Source organism: Caldimonas hydrothermalis (assembly GCF_056746695.1).
Genome location: NZ_JBWQXA010000004.1, coordinates 223,899 through 243,995, shown reverse-complemented (window position 1 = coordinate 243,995; position 20,097 = coordinate 223,899). Strand labels below are relative to the sequence as shown.

The window sequence follows — 20,097 nt, the reverse complement described above, 5'->3', positions numbered from 1 at the left end:
GGCCGCGCGTGGCGGTGGTCGGCGCCGGTCCGGCCGGCCTGATGGCCGCCGAGACCCTCAGCCGCCTGGGGCTGGCCGTGGATGTGTACGACCGCATGCCCTCGGCCGGCCGCAAGTTCCTGCTGGCCGGCAAGGGCGGGCTCAATCTCACGCATTCCGAGCCGCCGCCGGCGTTTCTGTCGCGCTATGGCCCACAGCGGGCTGCGGTGGCGCCTTGGCTGGAGGCCTTTGGCGCCGAGGCCCTGCGCGCTTGGGCGGGCAGCCTGGGCATCGAGACCTTTGTCGGCACCTCGGGGCGCGTGTTTCCGAAGGACATGAAGGCCGCGCCTTTGCTGCGCGCCTGGCTGCACCGGCTGCGCGAGGCCGGGGTGCGCTTGCACATGCGTCACCGCTGGGTTGGCTGGTCTGGGGCGCGCGACTTGGTCATGGACACGCCCACCGGCCCGGTCCTCGTGCAGCCCGAGGCCGTCGTGCTGGCCCTGGGGGGCGGGAGCTGGTCGCGCCTGGGCTCCGACGGAGCCTGGGTGCCGCTGCTGGCCGGGCGGGGCGTGGCGGTGCGGCCGCTGCTGCCGGCCAACTGCGGCTTCGACGTGGCCCGCCCCGGGCCTCAGGGCGAAACGGTGCCGGGCTGGTCCGAGCATTTGCGCAGCCGCTTTGCCGGCCAGCCGGTCAAGCCGGTGGTGCTGAGCCTGACCGCCCCCGGCGGCGAGCGCTTCGTGCGCCGGGGCGAATTCGTGCTCACCGACACCGGTATCGAGGGCAGCCTGGTCTATGCGGCATCGCGCCTGCTGCGCGAGGCGATCGCGGCCCGGGGATGGGTGGACATCCACCTCGACCTCATGCCCGACTGGCCGGCCGAGCGGGTGCTGGCCGAGGTGACCCACCCGCGCGGTTCGCGTTCGTGGTCCAGCCACCTGCAAAGCCGCCTGGGCCTCAAGGGCCTGAAGGTGGCGCTGCTGCATGAGGTGCTGGGCCCCTTGGCCAAGGACGAACCCGTGGCCGTGGCAGCCGCTCTCAAGGCCTTGCCCTTGCGGCTGGTGTCGCCACGCCCGCTGGATGAGGCCATCAGCTCGGCCGGCGGCGTGGGCTTCGAGGCCCTGGACGAGCACCTGATGCTGCGCCCGCTGCCCGGGGTGTTCTGCGCCGGTGAGATGCTCGACTGGGAGGCTCCCACCGGCGGCTACCTGCTCACAGCCTGCTTTGCCAGTGGCCGTTGGGCCGGCCAGGGGGTGGCGCGCTGGCTGGGTGCTGTGTGATACCGCGCACCCCGACCGAGGCGAAAAACGCCTCCACCGCCTCGGTGTAGGGCCCCGGGCGGCCCAGCTCGCTGTTGATGTCGCCGTGCGACAAGTCCACGGGCATCAACACCGCCCGCCAGCCGGCCTGCTGCACCGCCTGGGCCATGCGCTGGTTCTGCTCGCGCGCGTCGTCGCGCCGGGCGGCATGAACCAGCAGCAGCGGCGCAGGCCGGGGCTGCAACTGGTGCACCGGTGACACCTGGCGCCAGTAGCGGGGGTCGTCGCCGAAGGCGTTGCGGTACAGGCGCAGCGGCTGGTCCTGCATCAGGGCCGGCACGTCCAGGGCCGCGCTGTCCAGCAACACCGTACCCGCCCAGGGGCGCACGCCCTGGGCTCCTGCCAGGCCGCGGTCGGCCGTCACCAGGGCCGCCAGGTGCGCCCCGGCCGAATGCCCCATCAGCACGATGCGATCGGGGTCGGCTCCCCAGCCGCGTGCCTGGGCCTGTACGAAGGCCACCGCACGGGCTACGTCCCGGGCCTGCTCCAGCGGGTCGGCCTCGGGCAGCAGGCGGTAGTTGATCGAGACGAACGCATGGCCCTGCGGGAGCCAGCGTTGCACCTTGTGATGCACCACCCGGCGTAACGCCTTGTCGCCGAATCGCCATGCGCCGCCATGCACCATCACGAGGAGCGCGCCACTGGCCGGTCCCGACGGCAAGTAGGCATCCAGGCGTTGGCGCGGATGGGGGCCATAGGGGATGTCCCGGTCCAGCCGCGGGGGGCCGGCTTCGGCGGGGGGAATGGACGACGGATGCCGTGCCTCGGCCGGGCTGGCGCAGCCCAGCAAAGTCTGGCCGGTCAGGCCCAGGGCGCCCATCAGGAGCAAGCGACGGTGCGGGGACGGTTTCATGCAGAGCTCCGGTGGTGGCGATGAGCGCATCTTCGGCAAGGCTTGCAAAGCGCGAGGGGTTCGGATGTCAAGAATCGTGAAGCCGCAGCAACGCTAGCCCAGCGCCCGGCGCCAGGCGGCGTCCTCCAGATGCTGCGCCACGGCATCGGCCAGCCGGTTCAGGCTGGCTTCGCGCAGGGCGTTCAGGTCGATGGCGGCAGCGGCGTCGAGCCCTGCCCAGCGCAGCAACGCGGCCTGGGCCTCGGGGGCGTCGAAAAGACCGTGCACATAGGTGGCCAGGATCTGGCCGCCGGGGTCGCGCACACCGTCGGGGCGGCCGCCGAGATCGAGCAGCGGGTGGTCCAGCGCCGCGCCCGTGCTCACGCCCGCGTGGATCTCGTAGCCCGCTACCGCCTCGCCGCCGGGCAGCAGCCGGCCGTGCACCTGGCGCAACTGTTTCTCGGGCGCGAGCGTGGTCTCCAGGGCCAGCCAGCCCAGGCCCGGCATCGAGCCCGGCGGGCCCTCCAGGCCCTGCGGGTCGTGCAGCGCGCGACCCAGCATCTGCAGGCCGCCGCAAATGGCAATCAGCTTGCCGCCATAGCGCAGGTGGCGGGCCAGGTCGCGGTCCCAGCCGCGTTCGCGCAAGGCGCGCAGGTCGGCCTGCACACTCTTGCTGCCCGGCAGCACCACCAGGTCGGCCGGGGGCAGCGGCTGGCCCGGGCCGGCGAGGATCAGCTCCACCTGCGGGTGCATGCGTAGCGCATCCACGTCGGTGTGGTTTGAAATGCGCGGCAGCACCGGCACCACCACGCGCAGGCGCTGCGCATCGGTCTTGGCCAGACGCTCGCGGGGCAGGGCGTCCTCGGCATCGAGCATCAGGCCGGTGAGGTAGGGCAGCACGCCCAGCACGGGTTTGCCGCTGCGATCCTCCAGCCAGCGCAGGCCCGGTTCCAGCAGCGACACGTCGCCGCGGAAGCGGTTGATCACGAAGCCGCGCACGCGGGCGCGTTCGCTGTCGCTCAGGCAGTCCAGCGTGCCCAGCAGGTGGGCGAAGACGCCGCCGCGGTCGATGTCGGCCACCAGGATCACCGGGCAGTCCACCGCTTCGGCAAAGCCCATGTTGGCGATATCGCGCTCGCGCAGGTTCACCTCGGCCGGGCTGCCTGCGCCTTCCACCAGCACCACCTCGTGGGCGGCGCGCAGCCGCTCGTAGCTCTCCAGCACATAGGGCAGGGCCAGCGGCTTGTACTCGTGGTATTCGATCGCATCGGCATTGAAGCGCGCGCGGCCCTGGATGATCACCTGCGCGCCGGTGTCGCTGTTGGGCTTGAGCAGCACCGGGTTCATGTCGGTGTGCGGCGCCAGCCCACAGGCCTGGGCCTGCAGCGCCTGCGCGCGGCCGATCTCGCCACCGTCGGCCGTCACGGCCGAGTTCAGCGCCATGTTCTGCGGCTTGAAGGGCGCCACGCGCCGGCCGTGGCGATGGAAGAGCCGGCCGAGCGCCGCCACCAGCGTGGACTTGCCGGCATCGCTCGTGCAGCCCTGCACCATCAGCGTGCCGCGGAAGCGTTCATAGAAGGAGGGCATCGCGCGATTATGATTTCGCCCGGCCCGCCCCATGTCCTTCGCCCCTCCATCCTTCCCCTTCGACCTTGCGCTCGCGCAGCCCGGCTGGCTGTGGAGCCTGTGGCTGGGTGTGGCACTCGATGCCTTGCTGGGTGAACCGAAGCGCTGGCATCCGCTGGTGGGTTTCGGCCGCTGGGCGGGGTTCATCGAACACAGGCTGAATCGTTCCCCCTCTAAAGGGCGCGGCCTGCTGGCCTGGAGCCTGGCCGTGGGGCCGATCGTGGGCGGCTTCCTGGCCTTGCGGGCTGCCACTCCCGAGGCCTGGCGCTGGGGGCTCGATGGCCTGGTGCTGTACGCCGCGCTGGGCCTGCGCAGCCTCTTCGAACACGTGTGGCCCGTGGGGCAGGCGCTGCAGGCGCAAGACCTGCCCACCGCGCGCCGCGCCGTGCAGCGCATCGTCACGCGCGACTGCAGTGCCCTGGACGAAGCCGGCGTGGCCACGGCGGCCGTGGAGTCCACGCTGGAAAACGGCAGCGATGCCGTGTTTGCCAGCCTCTTCTGGTTTGCCATTGCGGGCGCGCCGGGCGCGCTGCTGCACCGCCTGGCCAACACGCTGGATGCCATGTGGGGCTACCGCACGCCGCGCTTCCTGCACTTCGGCTGGGCCGCGGCGCGCATCGATGACGTGTTGAACTGGCTGCCCGCCCGCGCCACGGCCTTCAGCTATGCGCTGCTGGGCCACACCCGCCGCGCCTGGCGCTGCTGGCGCGCCCAGGCGTCCTTGTGGGACAGCCCCAACGCCGGGCCCGTGATGGCCGCCGGCGCGGGCGCGCTGTCGCTGCGCCTGGGCGGGGCGGCGCGCTACCACGGCCGTGTGGAAGAGCGGCCCGCACTGGGGGAGGGCGAGCGCCCGCAGGCGGCTGATGTGCACCGCGCCTGCGCCCTGCTGGGCCGCGTGCTGGTGCTGTGGCTGCTGGTGCTCAGTGGGCTGGCTGGGGTGGCCGCATGATCCCGGCTGCGCCCCGCATCCCCCACGGCGCTGACCTGCATCGCGCCATCGCACGCTACGGCTGCGCGCCCGGCGGCCAGCCCTGGCTCGACCTTTCCACCGGCATCAACCCCTGGGCCTGGCCGGTGCGCGAGCACTTGGCGCGGTTGCCTGACGCGGCCTGGCACGACCTGCCGGGCCCGGACGCCGCCGTGCGCGAGGCCTTCGAGGCCGCCTATGGCGAAGGCGCGCTGCCCGTGGCCGGCTCGCAGGCCGTCATCCAGGCCTTGCCCCGCTTGTGGCGGCGGCACTGGGGTGCCGCCCAGGTGCAGGTGCTGTGGCCCAGCTATGGCGAACACGCCGCCCGCTGGGCGCTGGAAGGCCACGCCGTGCAGGGGTTGAGCCGCGAACACCTGGGGCAAGCCGAGGCCGACGTGATCGTCATCGCCCACCCCAACAACCCCACCGGCGATACCTTCGACACCCCACGCGTGCAGGCCCTGGCTGCACGCTGCCGCCTGCTCGTCATCGACGAAGCCTTCCTGGACGTCACCGGCCAGCCCAGCCATGCCCGCCTGGGCTTGCGCAACGCGGTGGTGCTGCGCTCGCTGGGCAAGTTCTACGGGCTGGCGGGGCTGCGCGTGGGCGCGGTGGTGGCGCCAGAGGCCTGGCGCGAGGCCCTGGCCGCTGAGCTGGGCCCCTGGCCCGTGGGCGGCGTGGCCTTGCAACTGGCTGCCGCGGCGCTGCGTGATACCCATTGGCAGGCGGCCCTGCGCGGGCGCCTAGAGGCCCAAGCGCAGGCCCTGGGTGCGCTGTTGACGCGCCACGGCCTGCCGCACCTGGGCACCACGCTATTTCGCACTGTGCCCACTTCCCGCGCTGCGGCGCTGCACGACGCCTTGGCCGCGCAGGGCGTGTGGACGCGCCTGTTCGACCTGCCCGCGCCCGCCGGCCACGAGGGCCCCGCCTTCCAGGCCCTGCGCCTGGGCCTGCCGTCCGACGAGGCCGCCTTGCAGCGGCTCGATGCCGCCTTCGGCCGGGCCACCGCATCCACCACCTTCATAGCGAAGACCCCATGAAACCGAATGTCCTGTCTCGCGGCTTGCGTCTGGTGCTCGGCTGGGCCTGGCTGGGCGCCGCACTGGCTGCGTCCGCCCAGCCCGTGACCGTGGTCGATGACCACAGCCGTACGGTGACGCTGCCCCGAGCGGCCCAGCGCGTGATCAGCCTCGCCCCCCATGCCACCGAACTCATCTTCGCCGCCGGGGGCGGCGAGCGCCTGGTGGGCGTGGTCGAGTTCAGCGATTACCCCGAGGCCGCCAAGGCCATCCGCCGCGTGGGTGACAACAAGGCCGTCGATCTGGAAGCCGTGGCCGCCTTGAAGCCCGATCTGATCGTCGTCTGGCGCCACGGCAACGCACGCCGCCAGCTCGAAAAGCTGGGCCATCTGGGCATCCCCGTGTATGAAAGCGACCCGCGGCGCCTTGACGACATCCCCGGCGCCCTGGAACGCCTGGGCCGCCTGCTGGGCACCAGCGCCCAGGCCACGCAGGCGGCCGACAGCTACCGCCAGCAACTGCAATCCCTGCGCGACCGCTACGCCGGCCGCCCGCCCGTGACCACCTTCTACCAGGTGTGGCGCCAGCCCCTGAAGACGCTGAACGACGAACACATGGTGAGCGACGTGATCCGTCTGTGCGGTGGCGTCAACGTCTTCGGCAAATTGGAGCCCCTGGTGCCTACGCTGTCCGACGAAGCCGTGCTGCAAGCCAACCCCGAATTCATGTTCGCCGCCAGCATGGGGGCCACCCACTCCCACCGCCCGGTGGACAGCCTCGACGGCTGGAAACGCTTCCCCCGCCTCACGGCCGTGCAGCGCGGCAACCTGTTCTATGTGAACGGCGATCTCATCAACCGGCCCACACCGAGGGTGCTGCAGGGGGCGGCGCTGATTTGTGAAGCGATGGAGGAGGTACGGGGGCGGCGATAGTGGCCGGGTCGCCGATGATTCCCAGCCTGTTTTGAGGTCGGCCACCCTTGCGGGTGGCTTTTTCGTTGTCAGTACAGCTTGCGCTCGGTCATTGGCGGCGGGCTCCATTGGTACAGCCAGGTCTCGGTGAGCGGCTGTCCCGCGTGCTCGAGATAGAGGCGGATGGTGATGGGTTCGGTGTCCTCGGGCGGCACCAAGTCGAACATCGCGCGGTAGCCGCCGATGGAATGCAGCGGCCGTGCCGAGACGATCTCGACGCGGCCTCGGCTGGGGGTGACGACGGCCTTGACGTTGGCGTTGCGCCCCAGCAGCGAGAGATCCCCGCCGGTGAAGTCCACGGCAAAGCGCCACGAGAAATATTGGCGTGGCCGGCCGACGACGCCGCCCAGGCCGGTGCGGGTGGCCACGCACCGGGCCAAGGGAGGCTGGACCGGGGGATGCGTGCCCCAGTGCAGGCGGTAGCTGTAGAGCAGTTCCTCGCCCGCCTGGGGCTTGCGCCGCGGGTTCCAGAAGGCGACGATGTTGTCGAAGGTTTCGTCGACGGTGGGAATCTCGACGAGCTGGACCGAACCGTCTCCCCAGTCGCCGCGGGGTTCCACCCACAGGCTGGGCCGGCGCTCGTAGAAGACTCCATCGTCTTGGTAATTCTCGAAGTTGCGGTCGCGCTGCAGCAGCCCGAAGCCGCGCGGTTGACGGTCCTGGAACGCGTTGAAGGCGAGCTGCCGCGGATTGGTCAGTGGGCGCCAAATCCATTCGCCTGCCCCGGTCCACAGGGCCAGGCCGTCGCTGTCGTGGATCTCCGGGCGCCAGTCGTAGCCCATGCGACGGTCGTTTTCTCCCACCTGGTACATGCTGGTCAGGGGGGCGATGCCCAGGCGTTCGATGGTCTTGCGCGGGTACAGGCTGGCGTCCACATCCATCACGAGGGTGTCTCCCGGGGTGATGCGCAAGCGGTACGCGCCGGCGATGCTGGGGGAGTCGAGCAAGGCGTGCACGACGACGGTGCTGGATTGCGGGTCGGGCCGCTCCAGCCAGAAGGCGGTGAAGTCGGGAAACTCCTCGGGGTAGGGCATGGCCGTGTCGATGGCCAGCCCCCGCGCGGACAGCCCGTATTGCCATTGTCCGCCGACGGCACGGAAGTAACTGGCCCCCAGGAAGGCGCAGACGTCGCGCTCCAGGTCGGTGTGAAAGTTCAGACGAAAGCCTGCAAACCCGAGATCGCCGGGCAGGGCGGCCGGGTCCAGGCCGCTTTGGCGATGGTCGAACATCGAAGCCCGGTAGGCGATTTCGCGGGCCTGCCCGTCGACAACCTCATGGATGCGCACTGGGGACTTGAAGAACAGGCCCAGATGGAAGAACTGGGCCTGGAAGCGCAAGCCCTCATCGCGCCACAGGGCCCGCTCGGGGCGGAAACGGATGGACTGGTACCGGTCCCAGTCCAGCGCCTCGACCGCCGCGGGCAGCCGGCGCGAGCGGGTCTGATACGGGCGTTCGGACAGCCAGCGGGCATGACCCTTGAGCTTGGCGTGGTCGAAGGGCTGCGCGGCGGGGGCTGGCTGGCTCGCCGATGCCGCCAGGAGGGAATCGGCCCAGGGCAGGGTTGCGAGAGCCCCCAGGGTGTGAACAAAGTGGCGTCTTTGCATGCGGGCGGTGACAAATCGGCAACGGTGGCCGCAAACGGCCATGGAAGAATCGCGGCAGTGTGCGGCGCACTGGCTCCCCGACCCGTCAGCCGGGAGGGGAACGGAACTGTAGGACAATTCCGACAGCCGTCCATAGCGTGAAGGAATGCACATTTCAAGGCGGTGCGAGCCCCGGGTCTGGGGGTTGTGAGCTCAAGAGATCTGGCTTCCGATGCGATATAGCCGTACAGGCCGCGGTGTCGTGGGCCGGCGGGTCGAGTGTGAAATGGTGTCAATGCCCTGGGGCCCGTGGCGGGTCCGGCGGGCCCAGGAGCAGGAGCGTCCGGAATGACAAGCGTGTTTGCCGTGTTGGATGACCAGGAGGACGCCTGCGGTGCGTTCCATCTCCCGGTTCAAGGCCTGTTCGCCGATCTGGAACGGGCCCAGGGCTCGATCAACCTGGACGAGGAGTTCCTGTCGATGCCGCCCGAGGTCCAGGTAGCCATTCTGCAGGACTGGCAGCGAGCCTTGGAGGTCAGCCGGCGTCGTGCCTTGATGAGAATGTTCGCCGAAGTCTGCGACAGCCTGCCGCAGGCGCCGATCAGTCTGCGCTGGCAACGGCTGCGCGAACGCTGCGAGCGCCTAGGGCTGGAATGCCCGGCTGAATTGCCCGTCCCCATGACTGCCGCCTGATGGCGTGCGGTGACGAACCGTTGGCATGGGATGCGGCAGAAATGAGACAACGGCGCGCACGCGGCGCCAGCCAGGGGCGTGGGGGTGTTGATACCACGAAGTGAAAAACTACACTCGGCAACGTGGTGGTGACCAAGATGGCAGACGCGATAGGCGTCCAGATCGACCGTGACCTTGCAGAGCGGGTTGCCGACGAGCAACTGCGCATGGTCTGGATGCACGCATCCATCGGAACGCTCATTGCCACGGCGTTCGCGGTCTTCATGGCCTTGCATATGCCCGACACCGTGCCTCGGTTGCTGGTGCAGACCTGGGTGGTCATGAAGCTGCTGGTGGCCATTCCGCGTATCGTGCAGGCCCAGGTGTACCGTCGCCAGGGCTATCCCGGGGGGCAGGCCTGGCGCAACAGCACCTACTGGCTGCTGGCACTGGACGGAGCCGTCTGGGGTCTGGCGGGGGCGTGGCTGATGCAGCAGGACTCGCACACCGCCTCGCTGGTGGCCGCCAGTCTGGCCTGTGTGGCGTCGGTGGCCACCTTCGGACTGCAGGTGCGGGTGCTGGCCACGGCCGCCTATGTGGCCCCCATGCTCGGCCCCACTGCACTGTCCCTGCTGTGGCGGGGCGACGAGTTCGGCTTCCTGGGGGGCATCGGGCTCGTGCTGATGCTGGGCCTGTTGCTCACCACCGCCTTCCGCTCCGAGAAGCGTCTGGCCGAGGTCTTCCTGCTGCGCCTGCATGCGAGCCGCATCGCCCAGGAACGGGCCGAGGCCCTGGAGCTGGCCAAGCGGGAGAGTGCCGTCAAAAGCCAGTTCCTGGCCACGATGAGTCATGAGCTGCGCACCCCGCTGCACGGCATCCTCGGGCTGGCGCGGCTGATCCATGTGGACGCCAAGGACCCGGCGATGCTGCGCCGGGTCGAACTGATCGAGAGCTCGGGAACGCACCTGCTGTCGCTGATCAACGACCTGCTGGACATCGCCCGCATCGAGTCGGGCCAGTTGAAGATCCAACGCACCACGTTCGATCTGGCAGCCGAACTGGAGCGGGTGGCAGGGGTGTATGCCGTGCGTGCCGAAGACAAAGGATTGGTTTTCACCAGCGACCTGCGTCTGCCGCGTCCGTGCTGGGTGGAGGGCGATCCGGCGCGCACACGCCAGGTGCTGCACAACCTGCTGGGCAATGCGGTGAAGTTCACCCAGAAGGGATGGATCGGCTTGGCGGCCCACCGGGAACCCGGTGACGAGACGGTGATCTTCGAGGTCCGCGACACCGGTGTGGGCATCGCGCCAGCCGATCAGGCGCACATTTTCGAGGCCTTCCGGCAGGTGGCTGCCGGCCCGTCGCGTCCCCTGGAGGGCACCGGGCTGGGCCTAACGATCGCCCGCGAGATCGCCCATGCCCTGGGAGGCGACATCACCTGCCAGAGCACGGTGGGGGTGGGCTCGTTGTTCCGTTTCACGGCGCGGCTGCCGTCGGCGGAGGAGCCGCAGACGGTGGCAGCCCCGCAAGCGATCGCCCAGGCTTCGACAGTGGGCGGTTCCGTGGCAGCGCAGGCGGGCGAATCGCCCGGGCAGCGGCAGCCCCATGTGCTGCTGGTGGAGGACAACGATCTCAATGCCCTGGTGGCGTCGGCCTTCCTGGAGCGTTGCGGGTTCGAGGTCGAGCACGTGCGCGATGGCCGCGAAGCGGTGCGTCATGCCCTCAGAGAGGTGGGGCGTCCGGATCTGATCCTGATGGACTGCCTGATGCCCAAGCTCGATGGCTTCGAAGCCACGCGCGAAATCCGCAACCAGGAACAGGCCCTGGGCTTGGCGCGGGTACCGGTGATTGCACTGACTGCCACGGCCAGCGACGAGGATCGCCATCGTTGCATCTGCGCCGGCATGGACGATTTCCTGGCCAAGCCTTTCACTGACGCCGACCTGATGGCCTTGATGAGCGTGTGGCTCCAGCCTCCCGCAGGCCACCGCGGGGCGCCGTCCGCCCCGGTGCAGGACGAGAGGAGCGATCCCTCGCTAGGCGGCAAGGGCTTCCTGCCGACCTAGGGACATGGCCGGTTCGAACAGCCGGATGTCGGGGTGTACGGTGCCCACCATGAAGGTGTAGAGCGGATGGTGCTTCGCATGCCATTCGCGCTCAGCAGCGCGCACGTCGAAGGCCAGGACCCAGTGGTCGATGTTCCCGGCATGCGCCAGCGGCACGGTGCGGTCGTCGTCGTACAGGCTGGTGAAGCCCAGACGCCGGTACTGCCGGACCAGGGCCGGACTGCGGGCGCCGATGACCATCCAGCGCACCTGGTTGGCCAGGCAATAGAGGTAGCTGGCCTTCATCAGCGCGAGCTTGATGAGCGGGTCGGTCTGACCCGGAACCACCGCCAGCCGGGTGATCTCGGCCCGCGCGTCGTCGCGCATGACCTCGGGCACTTGCACGCTGCCTTCGATCAGCAAGGGGCCATGGCTGTTGACCTGGACCCGCGCCGTGCCCACCGGCTCGCCGCTGGCTTTGTCGGTGCACACCAGCACGGCCGTGGCGGGGGAGTGGTCCAAGGTGTCGGGTTGCGCAAAGGCGGTGCGTAATTCCGGGAGATGATGTCCATACGACTCGGAGCGCACCCGGCAGGCGGCCTGGAGGTCCTGGGGGCTGCGGGCGATCCGGACGGTGAAGCTGAGATGGGCGGTGGGCATGGCGGCAAGGCGTATTTGATCGAGTAAGCCAACCCGGCAGCGCGACCGGATTGGGACGGCCTATCTAACTTACCGTGTTTGGGCCCCCCTGGGGATGGGGGCCCGCAAAATATCCTGCCTGCGTGCGTTTCATGTCGCATCGGGCGGCAGGAAGCGGGCTGGTGTTCGATGCAAAACGGCCGAAACCCGACATCGGTGTGCCGGGGTTTCGGCCGTGTCAAAGTGGGCTTGGGGCGAGGCCGCCGGGTCAGCGCGGCCGCTGGGGCCCTTGGGTTCAAATGGCGAGGTCGCTCAGTTGCTTGCCGCTGGCAAGGGCCGCTTCCACCCACTTGGGTTGACGTCCGCGCCCGGTCCAGGTTTCCCCGGTGGCGGGATTGCGGTATTTGGGCGCCACCTTGCCACCTTTGCCCCCTGCGGGTTTGCCCGCGGCGGCCTTGACACCGAGATCGGCCACCGTGATGCCATATTGGGCCATCAGGCTCTTGATCTTGGCAATGGCTTCGGCCAGTTCCTGTTTGCGAGCGTTCTCGATTTTCTTTTCGAGTTCGGCTTTCTGGGCAAGGAGTTCCTGATAGGTCGACATGTATTCAGCCTCGGAAATGACAACAGGGCTGAATATAGCCCGAATGGGCCGGGTTTGGAACCGCTCACCGAGTTTCCCGAAAAACAAACGCCCACCGCACAGGAGATGCGGCGGGCGCGCAAGGCGAGGCCGGCAGGGGCCGGCGGACGTGCCGGCTTACTTGTAGCCCACCCGGTCGAGCATCTGCTGGACCTTGGCGGTATTGGCACCGACCGTGGCGATCGGCACGAGTTCGACCTTGAATTCACCCAGGGCGTCAAGGGCCGGATTGCCGGTCTTCACCCCGGGGACGACGGGATACTCATTGTTGCCATTGGCGAAGTAAACCTGGGCCTGGTCGCTGGACAGATATTCCAGGAACAGCCGGGCCGCTTCGCGGTTCTTGGCATGGCGGGCCATGCCGCCGCCCGAGATATTCACGTGCGTCCCCCAGCTTTGCTGATTCGGAAACACGACGCCGACCTTGCGCACGACGTCTTGATCTTCCGGCTTGTTCGAACGCATCAGGCGGGCAAAATAGTAGCTGTTGCTGATCGCCACGCCACATTCGCCGCTGGCCACGGCGCGGATCTGATCGGTGTCGCCACCCTTGGGTTCGCGGGCCATGTTGGCGACGACCGCCTTGGCCCAGGCCTCGGTCTTCTCGGGGCCGATGTGCTCCATCAGGGAGCCGAACAGCGACAGGTTGTAAGGATGCGAGCCCGAGCGCGTGCAGACCTTGCCCTTGAGCGCCGGATCGGCCAGCTTTTCGTAGGTGTCGACGGCAGACGGCTGGATCGTGGCCTTGTTGTAGACGATCACGCGCGCCCGCGTGGAGAAGCCGAACCATTGCGAGCCCTGACCATTGTCGGCACCGCGCAATTTGGCCGGAATGCGCTCCTCCAGCACCTTCGAGCGCAGCGGGGAGAACAGCCCATCGGCCTCGGCGCGCCACAGGCGGGCAGCGTCCACCAGCAGGATCACGTCGGCGGGGCTGGCCGAGCCCTCGCTCTTCAGGCGCGCGAGGATGCCGGCGTCATCGGCTTCGACCCGGTTGATGCGGATCCCGGTGGCCTTGGTGAAGTTGGTATAGAGGGCCTCGTCCGTCTGGTAGTGGCGGGCGGAATACAGGTTGAGCACCTGGTTGTCCTGGGCGAGGGCCGGCAGGCTCAGGGCGACAGCCAGGGCACACAAGGGGGCAGCAAGACGTCGGATGGACATGGTCACTCCTGAAAAAGACCGCTGCATTCTAGACAAAAACGCGAATGATTCTCAAAAAGATTTTGAGCAAGTTTGATCTGATGGCAGGGCCTTGTCGCGGCGTGCGCGCCGCCAGCGTGGCATTTGCCCTTGTGGGGCGCGTGTCGCCCGGGGGATCATTGACAGATGTCCCAAGCTTTTGACATCGCCGAGAGTCCCGATGGACGGTCGCGCCCCCGCCCCGCCCAGGCCCTGTTGGTGGCGTGCGAAGGGGCGCACAGCCTGTATCTGCGCAGCCGGCTGAGCCTGCGGCAGGTCGCCTGTGCCGATGTCGCCGAGGCCGAGGCGGCGATCGAGTTCTGTGCCGAGCGGCCGGTGGATCTGGTGGTGGTGGACCTCGATCACCTGGGCGAGCCGGCAGGCTGGGCGCTCGTGAGGCAGCTTCGTGTCCCGCATGCGTGCAGGCCCGCACCAAAACTGGCCGTGCTGGGTTGCCAGGGGCGCTGGCGCCGTTGGCGCGCATCGATGACTGGCCTGGGTTGCCTGGACAAGCCGCTGGATCCGCGATCCCTGGATGCCTGGATCGTGCACTGCCTGGGCCCGGCCCGGTCCGGGCCGGTTCCGGCGTCGTTGTTTTCCGCTGGGCCGCTTGGCGGCGGCCGGCCGGGGCGAAGGGTTCAGTTCGACGGCGGCACGTAGCCGGCGGGCTGGTCGGCGCCTTCGCCGAAGAAGTAGCGCTCCATCTGCCGGGCCAGGTACTGACGGGCCCGTGCGTCGGCCAGGTTCAGCCGGTTCTCGTTGACGAGCATGGTCTGGTGCCTCAACCAGCCCGCCCAGGCTTCCTTGCTGACGTGGTCGTAGATGCGCTTGCCCAGCTCACCGGGATAGGGAGGGAAGTCGAGGCCTTCGGCTTCCTTCTTGAGATAGACGCAATGAACGGTGCGAGCCATGGAATTGCCTTGTGTCATCGGAGGGATTCGGGGGGGATTGTCGCGCGGGACACGGGCCTTGCCGCCCGATGACCCAATGCGCCTTGCGCATTTCCTGTGCGCTCAGCGCAGGCGCTTGACCAGGACCTTGGAGCGGCGGTCCCAGTTGTACTTGCGCTTGCGCGCTTCGGGCAACCAGTCCGGGTCGACCTCGCTGAAGCCGCGCTTGATGAACCAGTGCATCGTGCGGGTGGTGAGCACGAACAGGGTCTCCAGCCCCATCGCACGTGCGCGCTGCTCGATGCGCTTGAGGATGCGCTCGCCGTCACCCTGGCCCTGCACCTGGGGCGAGATGGTCAGCGCCGCCATCTCGCCGGTGCGGGCCTCGGGGTAGGGGTAAAGGGCCGCGCAGCCGAAGATCACGCCGTCGTGTTCGATCACGGTGTAGTGGCCGATGTCCCGCTCGATTTCGGTGCGGCTGCGCTTGACCAGGGTGCCGTCCTTCTCGAAGGGTTCGATGAGCTGGAGGATGCCGCCGATGTCGTCCACGGTGGCCTCGCGCAGGCTTTCCAGCTTTTCGTCGACCACCATGGTGCCGATGCCGTCGTGGGTGTACACCTCGAGCAGCACGGCGCCGTCCACGGAGAAAGGCAGGATGTGCGAGCGCTCGACCCCGCCCAGGCAGGCCTTGACGCAGTGCTGCAGGTAGAAGGCCGTGTCGGTGGGCTGGCTCGGGCTGGGCAACTGGGCCAGCAGGCGTTGCGCATCGGCCAGCGCCAGCTCGGTGTCGATCGGGCTGTCCGGGTCGTTGGGGTTTTCGCGGATGCCGGGCACCTCGGTCATGAAGATGAGCTTGTCGGCCTGCAGGGCCACCGCGGTGCTGGTGGCCACATCTTCCATCGTGAGATTGAAGGCCTCGCCCGTGGGCGAGAAGCCGAAGGGCGACAGCAGCACGATCGCTCCGGTGTCGATGGCGCGCTGAATGGCGCCTGCGTCCACGCGGCGCACCACGCCGCTGTGCATGAAGTCCACGCCGTCGACGATGCCGACCGGCCGGGCGGTGAGGAAGTTACCCGAGATCACGCGCACCGTCGAATTGGCCATGGGCGTGTTGGGCAGGCCCTGGGAGAACGCGGCCTCGATCTCGAAACGCAACTGGCCGGCGGCTTCCTGGGCGCAGTCCAGCGCGATGGGGTCGGTGATGCGTATGCCGTGAGAAAAGCGCGATTCGTGCCCCTTGGCGCGAAGTTGTTCGGTCACCTGCGGACGGAAGCCGTGCACGAGCACGAGCTTGATGCCCATGGCGTGCAAGATCGCCAGGTCCTGAACGAAGGCATTGAGTTTGCCCGCGGCGATCGCTTCGCCGGCCAGGCCTACCACGAAGGTCTTGCCCTTGTAGGCATGGACGTACGGCGCCACCGAGCGGAACCACGGGACGAAGGTGTGGGGAAAAACGAGGCTCATGGTGGTGGGCGGGCGGTGGTCCGCGTCCGGGCGGGCGCTTTGAAATAATGGCGGATTTTGCACGAGCCGATGAGTTCCAGCGCACGGCCCCGCAGTGCGGGGCCCGCCCACCCCGTTCCGCCGATCACCTTTCCCGAGTCGCTGCCGGTGTCCGGCCGGTGGGAGGAGATTGCGCGTGCGCTCCAGGCGCACCAGGTGGTCATCGTCTGCGGCGAGACGGGCTCGGGCAAGACCACGCAGTTGCCCAAGATTGCGCTGGCCCTGGGACGGGGCCGCGGGGCCGGGGGGGCCGGCCTGATCGGTCACACCCAGCCGCGGCGCATCGCGGCCTCCAGTGTGGCCAAGCGCATCGCCCAGGAGCTGAACTCGCCGCTGGGCGAGGTGGTGGGCTACAAGGTGCGCTTCCAGGACCGGCTTTCGCCCGGGGCCTCGGTGAAGCTGATGACCGACGGCATCTTGCTGGCCGAGACGCAGACCGACCCGCTGCTGTCGGCCTACGACACGCTCATCATCGACGAGGCCCACGAGCGCAGCTTGAACATCGACTTCCTGCTGGGCTATCTGCGCCAGATCCTGCCGCACCGGCCGGATCTGAAGGTCATCGTGACCTCGGCCACGATCGACGCCGAGCGCTTTGCGCAGCACTTCGCCGGCCGGCAGGGGCCGGCACCGGTGATTCAGGTGTCCGGGCGGCTGTACCCGGTGGAGCTGCGCTGGCGGCCCTTTGAGGAGAGCCGGGACTTCGACCTCAACGACGCCATCGCCGATGCGGTGGACGAACTCTGGCGCGAAGGCCCGGGCGACATCCTGGTTTTCCTGCCCGGCGAGCGCGAGATCCGCGAGGCGGCCGATCATCTACGCAAGCACCTGTCGCACCAGCCGGCGCACCGGCATGCGCAGATCCTGCCGCTGTTTGCGCGGCTGTCTCAGGCCGAGCAGGACCGGGTGTTCGAGCCCGGCGACGGGCGGCGCATCGTGCTGGCCACCAACGTGGCCGAGACCTCGCTGACGGTCCCCGGCATCCGCTACGTCATCGACTCGGGCCTGGCGCGCGTGAAGCGCTACAGCTATCGCAACAAGGTCGAGCAACTGCAGGTGGAGCCCATCAGCCAGGCGGCGGCACAGCAGCGATCCGGCCGCTGCGGTCGCGTGGCCAACGGTGTGTGCATCCGCCTGTATGACGAGAAGGACTTTGCCGGTCGGCCTCGGTTCACCGATCCGGAGATCCTGCGGTCCTCGCTGGCCGGTGTGATCCTGCGCATGAAGGCGCTGGGCCTGGGGCAGGTGGAGGACTTCCCGTTCCTGGAGCCGCCGCCGCGCAAGGCGATCGCCGACGGCTATGCGCTGCTGGGCGAGCTCAACGCGGTGGATGAGGCCAACGAGCTCACCCCCATCGGCAAAGAGTTGTCCAGGCTGCCGCTGGACCCTCGCGTGGGACGCATGATCCTGGAGGCGCGGCAGCGCCAGTCCCTGGCCGAGGTGCTGGTGATCGCCTCGGCCTTGAGCGTGCAAGACGTGCGCGACCGCCCGCTGGACCAGCAGCAGGCGGCCGACGAGAAGCACCGCAAGTTCGACGACGAGAAGTCGGAGTTCATGGGCTATCTCAAGCTGTGGAAATGGCTGGAGGACAGCCGTGGCGGCCATGGCGAGCACCGCCTGTCGCACCGCAAATACGAGCAACTGCTGCGCGAGCACTTCATCTCCCCTCGCCGCGTGCGCGAGTGGCGTGACATCCACGCCCAACTGCACACGGTGGTGGCCGAGCACGGCTGGAAGCTCAACGCCAGCGCGGCCACCTACGAGCAGATCCACGTGGCAATGCTGGCCGGACTGCTGGGCAATGTGGGCTGCAAGAGTGACGAGGACGACTGGTACCTGGGGGCCCGGGGCATCAAGTTCTGGCGTCACCCCGGAGCACACCTGAGCAAGAAGCCGGGACGCTGGCTGGTGGCCGCCGAGCTGGTCGAGACCACGCGGCTGTACGGGCGGGGGCTGGCGGCGATCGACCCGCAATGGATTCCCTGGGTCGCCGGCCACCTGCTCAAGACCCAGTTGCTGGACCCGCACTGGGAAAAGAAGGCCGCCGAGGTGGTGGCGCTGGAGCGCGCCACCCTCTATGGCCTGGTGGTCTACAACCAACGGCGGGTGAGCTTCGGCAAGGTCGATCCAGCGGCAGCGCGCGAAATCTTCATCCGCGAGGCGTTGGTCGCGGGCGAGTGGGAGACGAAACTGCCCTTCCTGTCCCACAACCGCAAGCTGATCCGCCAGGTCGAGGACCTCGAGCACAAGTCGCGCCGTCAGGATGTGCTCGTCGATGACGAGCTGATCTACGCCTTCTATGACCAGCAGATCCCGGCCGAGGTGTGCAGCGGGGCCAGCTTCGAGCGCTGGTATCGGCAGGAAAGCCTGCGCAACCCCAGGCTGCTGATGCTCACGAAAGATGAGCTGATGCGTCACGAGGCAGCGGGCATCACGACCGAGGCCTTTCCCAGGACGGTGCGCGTAGGCGGCATCGACTGCACCGCGAGCTACCTGCACGACCCGGGCGATGCGAAAGATGGCGTGACGGTGACGGTGCCGATCTACGCGCTCAACCAGGTCGGTGAAGAGCGCTGCGAATGGCTGGTGCCGGGCCTGCTCAAGGACAAGGTGCTCGCGCTGCTCAAGAGTCTGCCTCAGAAGCCGCGTGCGCGCCTGGTGCCGCTGCCCGAGTTTGCCCAGTCCTTCATCGACAGCCACCCCTTCGCCCAGGGCTCGCTGCTGGAATCCTTGCTGCAGGCGGTGCGTGACCGCACCCAGCTCGATGTCAAACGCGGCGACTTCAAACTGGACATGCTCTCGCCCCACCTCTTCATGAATTTCCGGGTGGTCGATGAGCATGGCCGCCAACTGGGCATGGGCCGCAACCTTGCCGCACTCAAGGCCGAGCTGGGGACCCAGGCGCGTGGGGCCTTTCAGGCCCTGGCGGCGCTGAAATTGGGGGCGGCCCCAGCGGCGGCGCCGGTGGCATCCCCCCGGGCCGTGGCGCGGGCGCCGGACCAGGCCACGGCGGCACCCGCCCCGGCGGTGGTGGCATCGACTCGCTACACCGACTGGACGTTTGGTGAGTTGCCCGAGCTGATGGAGCTGCAGCGTGGCTCACAAAGCCTGGTGGGCTTCCCGGCGCTGATCGACAAAGGCAGCCATGTGGAGATCGAGGTCTTCGACGAGCCCGAGGTGGCCGCGGTCCGGCATCGAGTGGGGCTGCGGCGCCTCGTGGCCCTGCAAATCAGGGAGCCTTTAAAGTACCTGGAGAAGAACATCCCGGACCTGCAGAAGATGGCCGTGGCCTACATGAGCCTGGGCACGTCCGACGAATTGCGCGAGCAGATCATCGAGGTGGCGCTGGACCGCGCCTTCCTGCACGACCCCTTGCCACAGAACGAGGCCGCGTTCCGGGCCCGCATCGAGCAGGGGCGGCCCCGCCTGAACCTCATTGCACAGGAGGTGGCGCGCCTGGCGGGCATGGTCCTGGCCGAGTACCAGGCGGCCCTGCGCAAGCTCAAGGACAGCAGGCCGCCCAAGGAGGTGGCCGATGACCTGGCCGGGCAATTGCAGCGGCTCATGGGCAAGCGCTTCCTGGCTGTCACGCCCTACGCCCAGTTGGTGCATTTCCCGCGCTACCTCAAGGCCATCGTCATGCGGCTGGACAAGCTGCGCGGGGACCCGGCGCGCGATGCGGCGCGGCTGGCCGAAGTCAAACCGCTGGAGCAGCGCTATCAACGGCGACTGGCGGAACTGAAGGGCCAAGGCGATGCCCGGCTCGAAGAGTTCCGCTGGCTGCTCGAAGAATTGCGCGTCAGTCTCTTCGCGCAGGAACTGCGCACCCCCCAGCCGGTGTCGGTCAAGCGCCTGGAGAAGGCCTGGGCCCAGGTCGTGGGGTGAGCATCCGCCCCCGGCGGCGCACTACAATGTGCGCCTTCGGGGTGTAGCGCAGCCTGGTAGCGCAACTGCTTTGGGAGCAGTGGGTCGCACGTTCGAATCGTGTCACCCCGACCAATCGACGCAGCTTCACGCGTGAGCGGGCACTTTGGGGTGTCCAACTGTTCGAGAACTGTTCAACGGGTCGCCTTCGCGCGCAAGGAGCCGCTTGTGCCGCGGTTCGCCGATGCGGGTACGCACTGAGCGCCCGTCCTTTGCTGAAAATTCAGGCAATCCAGCCGGAAGCCCGATGGATACGGGGCTCGTCCAGGGCATCCCCGGCGTGTTCACAGGGCTGTCCACAGGATCTGT

16 protein-coding genes and 1 tRNA gene are annotated in these 20,097 nt (G+C 68.5%); 9 read left to right on the top strand and 8 right to left on the bottom strand.

Annotation, left to right across the window (positions count from 1 at the left end; translation table 11 throughout):
* Window positions 1-8: 8 nt before the first annotated feature.
* Window positions 9-1,256: a BaiN/RdsA family NAD(P)/FAD-dependent oxidoreductase gene (locus AC1ECW_RS07950; RefSeq protein WP_481201577.1), complete on the top strand. Its 1,248-nt coding sequence runs from the start codon at window positions 9-11 to the stop codon at window positions 1,254-1,256.
* On the opposite strand, the gene AC1ECW_RS07945 is transcribed toward AC1ECW_RS07950, so the two are convergent.
* Together AC1ECW_RS07945 and AC1ECW_RS07940 are read right to left on the bottom strand one after the other, a co-directional pair.
* Window positions 1,189-2,148 carry an alpha/beta hydrolase gene (locus tag AC1ECW_RS07945; RefSeq protein WP_481201576.1) on the bottom strand — a complete coding sequence of 320 codons (960 nt, stop codon included), beginning with the start codon at window positions 2,146-2,148 and terminating at the stop codon, window positions 1,189-1,191. The two genes, AC1ECW_RS07950 and AC1ECW_RS07945, sit on opposite strands and share 68 nt — an antisense overlap.
* Before the next feature lie 93 nt (window positions 2,149-2,241).
* Window positions 2,242-3,747 carry a cobyric acid synthase gene (locus AC1ECW_RS07940; RefSeq protein WP_409709314.1) on the bottom strand — a complete coding sequence of 502 codons (1,506 nt, stop codon included), beginning with the start codon at window positions 3,745-3,747 and terminating at the stop codon, window positions 2,242-2,244.
* On the opposite strand from AC1ECW_RS07940, the gene cbiB reads away from it, so the two are divergent.
* From cbiB to AC1ECW_RS07925, 3 genes are read left to right on the top strand one after another with little or no spacing between them, the layout of a single operon-like run.
* A complete protein-coding gene (gene cbiB / locus AC1ECW_RS07935) occupies window positions 3,746-4,702 on the top strand; it encodes an adenosylcobinamide-phosphate synthase CbiB (protein ID WP_481201575.1) in 957 nt (318 codons plus the stop codon). The two genes, AC1ECW_RS07940 and cbiB, sit on opposite strands and share 2 nt — an antisense overlap.
* Entirely contained in the window at window positions 4,699-5,760 is a 1,062-nt protein-coding gene (locus AC1ECW_RS07930; RefSeq protein WP_481201574.1) for an aminotransferase class I/II-fold pyridoxal phosphate-dependent enzyme, read from the top strand. Before cbiB ends, AC1ECW_RS07930 begins: the two co-directional genes overlap by 4 nt.
* Window positions 5,757-6,671 (top strand): cobalamin-binding protein, encoded by a 915-nt coding sequence (locus AC1ECW_RS07925; protein WP_481201573.1) that lies wholly within the window; start codon window positions 5,757-5,759, stop codon window positions 6,669-6,671. The genes AC1ECW_RS07930 and AC1ECW_RS07925 overlap by 4 nt, the downstream gene beginning before the upstream one ends.
* Window positions 6,672-6,739: 68 nt before the next feature.
* Here the strand turns inward: AC1ECW_RS07925 and AC1ECW_RS07920 are convergent, their stop codons facing one another.
* Window positions 6,740-8,314 carry an OpgD/OpgG family glucan biosynthesis protein gene (locus AC1ECW_RS07920; protein ID WP_409706650.1) on the bottom strand — a complete coding sequence of 525 codons (1,575 nt, stop codon included), beginning with the start codon at window positions 8,312-8,314 and terminating at the stop codon, window positions 6,740-6,742.
* Between the two features lie 327 nt (window positions 8,315-8,641).
* On the opposite strand from AC1ECW_RS07920, the gene AC1ECW_RS07915 reads away from it, so the two are divergent.
* Together AC1ECW_RS07915 and AC1ECW_RS07910 are read left to right on the top strand one after the other, a co-directional pair.
* Window positions 8,642-8,986 carry a hypothetical protein gene (locus AC1ECW_RS07915; protein WP_409706653.1) on the top strand — a complete coding sequence of 115 codons (345 nt, stop codon included), beginning with the start codon at window positions 8,642-8,644 and terminating at the stop codon, window positions 8,984-8,986.
* 137 nt (window positions 8,987-9,123) lie between these two features.
* The gene (locus AC1ECW_RS07910) at window positions 9,124-11,031 is read left to right on the top strand and encodes a response regulator (RefSeq protein ID WP_481201572.1); all 1,908 of its coding nucleotides are present in this window, start codon (window positions 9,124-9,126) and stop codon (window positions 11,029-11,031) included.
* Here AC1ECW_RS07910 and AC1ECW_RS07905 read toward each other — a convergent pair.
* The 3 genes from AC1ECW_RS07905 to AC1ECW_RS07895 form a co-directional block, all read right to left on the bottom strand.
* Window positions 11,002-11,670, bottom strand: coding sequence for an N-acyl amino acid synthase FeeM domain-containing protein (locus AC1ECW_RS07905; protein ID WP_481201571.1), 669 nt, complete (start codon window positions 11,668-11,670; stop codon window positions 11,002-11,004). The genes AC1ECW_RS07910 and AC1ECW_RS07905 overlap by 30 nt on opposite strands.
* A gap of 274 nt (window positions 11,671-11,944) precedes the next feature.
* On the bottom strand, window positions 11,945-12,253 hold the full coding sequence (locus tag AC1ECW_RS07900; RefSeq protein WP_481201570.1) for an H-NS histone family protein: 309 nt from the start codon (window positions 12,251-12,253) through the stop codon (window positions 11,945-11,947).
* Window positions 12,254-12,409: 156 nt separating this feature from the next.
* Window positions 12,410-13,453, bottom strand: a complete 1,044-nt coding sequence (locus tag AC1ECW_RS07895) for a Fe(3+) ABC transporter substrate-binding protein (protein WP_481201569.1) — start codon at window positions 13,451-13,453, stop codon at window positions 12,410-12,412.
* 234 nt (window positions 13,454-13,687) lie between these two features.
* Here AC1ECW_RS07895 and AC1ECW_RS07890 point away from each other — a divergent pair, with 234 nt between their 5' ends.
* A complete protein-coding gene (locus AC1ECW_RS07890; protein ID WP_481201568.1) occupies window positions 13,688-14,131 on the top strand; it encodes a response regulator in 444 nt (147 codons plus the stop codon).
* Here AC1ECW_RS07890 and AC1ECW_RS07885 read toward each other — a convergent pair.
* Together AC1ECW_RS07885 and argA are read right to left on the bottom strand one after the other, a co-directional pair.
* The gene (locus tag AC1ECW_RS07885) at window positions 14,110-14,382 is read right to left on the bottom strand and encodes an oxidative damage protection protein (protein ID WP_481201567.1); all 273 of its coding nucleotides are present in this window, start codon (window positions 14,380-14,382) and stop codon (window positions 14,110-14,112) included. The genes AC1ECW_RS07890 and AC1ECW_RS07885 overlap by 22 nt on opposite strands.
* Window positions 14,383-14,484: 102 nt before the next feature.
* The gene (gene argA, locus AC1ECW_RS07880) at window positions 14,485-15,825 is read right to left on the bottom strand and encodes an amino-acid N-acetyltransferase (RefSeq protein WP_481201566.1); all 1,341 of its coding nucleotides are present in this window, start codon (window positions 15,823-15,825) and stop codon (window positions 14,485-14,487) included.
* 69 nt (window positions 15,826-15,894) lie between these two features.
* Here argA and hrpA point away from each other — a divergent pair, with 69 nt between their 5' ends.
* Together hrpA and AC1ECW_RS07870 are read left to right on the top strand one after the other, a co-directional pair.
* The gene (gene hrpA, locus AC1ECW_RS07875) at window positions 15,895-19,749 is read left to right on the top strand and encodes an ATP-dependent RNA helicase HrpA (protein WP_481201565.1); all 3,855 of its coding nucleotides are present in this window, start codon (window positions 15,895-15,897) and stop codon (window positions 19,747-19,749) included.
* 37 nt (window positions 19,750-19,786) lie between these two features.
* A tRNA-Pro gene (locus AC1ECW_RS07870) sits at window positions 19,787-19,863 on the top strand.
* Window positions 19,864-20,097: the final 234 nt, after the last annotated feature.